The organism is Caldivirga sp. UBA161 (assembly GCF_002506515.1).
Lineage (GTDB): Archaea > Thermoproteota > Thermoprotei > Thermoproteales > Thermocladiaceae > Caldivirga.
The window spans coordinates 2,437-5,529 of the sequence record NZ_DAXS01000026.1; the positions used below are offsets into that span (position 1 = coordinate 2,437).

Below are 3,093 nucleotides of genomic sequence, written 5' to 3' on the forward strand. Positions count from 1 at the left end.
AATTGAATGTTAGGGTTCAGCATAAAGCTTATTTACAACCCTAACACTAGGTGCGTATGCCTACGTATCATTTAAAGACCCCAATAAGAGATAGTGACGTTGAGAAACTTAATATCGGTGATACGGTTTATGTAAGCGGCGTATTAGTGAGTGCAAGGGATGCGGCCCACGTTAGGATTATTGAACACATAAGGAGGGGTGAACCATTACCCGTTGACTTGAAGGGTGGTGTCATTTACCACGCCGGCCCAGTGGCTGTTAAGGAGGGTGATTCATGGAGGATAATAAGTATGGGTCCAACAACCAGCGCCAGGATGGAGGAGTTTGAGCCTGAAGTTATTGAGAAGCTTGGGGTTAAGTTAATAATAGGGAAGGGTGGAATGGGGCCTAAGACCACTGAGGCCATGAGGAAGTTTAAGGCATCATACCTAATATTCACAGGTGGGGCCGGCGTCCTGGCGGCTAAGGCTATTAAGAGGGTTATTAGTGTTCATTGGCTTGATTTAGGGGCTGCTGAAGCCATGTGGATTCTTGAGGTTGAGGACTTCGGCCCATTATCAGTAATAATTGATTCAAAGGGCAATAATTACTATGAGGATTTAAGGAGAAAGGCAAGGGAGAGAATTGAGGAAGCGGTTAAGGATGCCTTAGGCAGTATTCCACGCTTCTAATGGAGGGTTAGTGAATGTTAAAATTAAGGAGCATTAAGGTCCCCCATATATGTGTAGTGGCACTGCATAATAAGCAGTGTTCATTATATATAATTAAGCTTAGGTTAATGGCATACTAATGAGTGTGTTCATAGTGTTAACTAGGAATGATCCACCAACACTGTATGTTGCTGCTGCCTTAATAGCATCATACGCTGCGTTAGGTAATGATACTACATTATTCATATCAGGTAATGCGATATTAGCCTTCAGGAAGGAGCCAATGGTCACTGATCCAAGTGAACATGAACTATACGTTAAGGCTAATGTAGACTACTTAAGCATAATTAATGACTCTAAGTCGCTTGGTAATGTTAAGGTTATCGCATGCACTGGTGTAATGAGTATTTACGGTATTAGGAAAGATGAATTACATGAGGTTATTGATGAAGTGCTGGATTTCCCCACTTTTATCTCAAGGATTAAGGATAATGATAGGTTACTAATAGTATAAGCTGCCGCATTCCTTTTAGGGTAGGGTTAAGTTAACATTATGCTCATTACCATTACTCTAACCCACATTGAGATATTATTGACCGGAATCCTTATAATTAACTGTTCACAATACCCCATAGCCCAGTAACCATGGTGCAGTGGTGGTTCAGGGCCACTTCGGTAACGGGTGGCCTTAGGAAACTCTCCAGGCACACGGGTCTCCCTGGGGTTAATTCACCTCAGGGGGGCTTAGGCCCGTGCTGGGTCAATGAGCTCCGTGTGGCGAGGCCCAGGTTGGGCTCTAGGTGGATGCCGACAGAAGGGGAGTTATACTGCACCATGGTTACTGGGAGGCTAATAACCTGAATTAAGGATTATTGCGAAGCAACTTCACCTGATGATAATTCAAGTGGTTTACCCTTGGGTTCCTTTATGAGGAGTGTGAAGGCTATGCCTATGATGGCCATTATGGCTAGGACCAGTAGTAGATTTGACATTATCGCATACTTAGCTACTGCGCTCACTCCGCTACTGGTTATTGGGAAGTATATTGGTATTAATGATGCTGCTAACGCTGCACCCAGTTTACCGCTGCCAGCAGCTATACCGTGGCCTGTTGACCTGAATCTAGTTGGGAAAACCTCGGTTGGAGTTATGAATGTGGTGACGTTTGGTCCAACGTTAGTGAAGAACTGGGCTAATCCATAGAGGGCTAGTATAGTAGTTGGCATTATTAATTCATTCCTCAGTATTAAAGCCATGGCTAAGTATACTGCGGTAACTATGGAGAAGCCCATTATCTGCATGCTCCTCCTACCCACCTTATCCACTAGGAATGCCGCAACGTAGTAGCCAGGTACTAGAAAGGCTAATGCAGCGTATAATTGAACATAAATACTGGAGAGTGGGTTACTTGCAAGGCCCAGCGCGGTAACCACGAATGGCCCGAAGATGTTTGTACCGTAGAAGAATACATCAAGTGCAAACCAAGGTACTGCAGTACCTAGGATCACTGGAATATACTTAATTAAATTAATGCTTCCCACATTACTCCCACCCTCAATGTTAACGTCCTGCATGAGTACATCCTTCATGGCCCTCCTCGCCCCCTCAACATTACCCTTAACGAAGTACTCAAACCTAGGAGTCTCATGAACCCTACGCCTAAAGTAAATGACAAGGGCTGGTGCAACCGCACCAAAGCCCAGTATTATCCTCCAGGCTATATCTGGGTTAACATTAGCGTGAAGGAGGCCAAGGCCTATTAAGGCTGCAGCCACTATACCCCAGCCCTGCATTGAGAATACGCCAGCCACAAATAGGCCACGATTCTTAGCTGGCGCGTACTCACTCATTAATGTTGCGCTTATTGGGTAGTCACCACCCACTCCAAGGCCAAGTATGAACCTCGTAATCCACAGCATGGTTGGATTCACTGATAATGCTGACGCCACTGAGCCTGCGGCTAATAAGGCTGCCTCAATGCCATACACGTACTTTCGGCCGAAGATATCGCCAATCCTACCAAAGATGAAGGGGCCTATTACTGCACCGAAGAGTGCTGCTGATGATATTAAACTCACGTCTGCAGTTGATAATGACCAAACCTGCTTCAGGAAAACCAACGCTATTGATATGGCGAATAAGTCGTAGGCATCAGCAAAGAAGCCGGCGCCGGAGATAAATAGGAGCCTTATATGACCAGGTGTTGGCCTTGACCAATCAAGCGGCTCAAATGGTGTTTTACTACACATTAAGCTTCATGTGGCTGGGGCTTTATAGGTATTTCGTTCGTAAAATACTTATAATATTTATCAATATATAATATATATTGAATGCGTATAAGTAATAGGAATTGAAACTAATAATCCTCATCACCCCTCTTAAGCATAATTTTAAATTAGGAACCATTATTTCATAGACCACATGGCCATCCTCTTAAACACAC

The 3,093-nt window shown here is 44.3% G+C and carries 3 protein-coding genes; 2 read left to right on the plus strand and 1 reads right to left on the minus strand.

What is annotated here, in order from left to right:
* The first annotated feature begins 56 nt into the window (after window positions 1-56).
* Window positions 57-671, plus strand: coding sequence for a FumA C-terminus/TtdB family hydratase beta subunit (locus BP896_RS03225; RefSeq protein WP_291765565.1), 615 nt, complete (start codon window positions 57-59; stop codon window positions 669-671).
* Between the two features lie 118 nt (window positions 672-789).
* A complete protein-coding gene (locus BP896_RS03230; protein ID WP_291765567.1) occupies window positions 790-1,164 on the plus strand; it encodes a DsrE family protein in 375 nt (124 codons plus the stop codon).
* A gap of 355 nt (window positions 1,165-1,519) precedes the next feature.
* Here BP896_RS03230 and BP896_RS03235 read toward each other — a convergent pair whose 3' ends face one another.
* On the minus strand, window positions 1,520-2,899 hold the full coding sequence (locus tag BP896_RS03235; protein WP_291765570.1) for an MFS transporter: 1,380 nt from the start codon (window positions 2,897-2,899) through the stop codon (window positions 1,520-1,522).
* Between the last annotated feature and the right edge of the window lie 194 nt (window positions 2,900-3,093).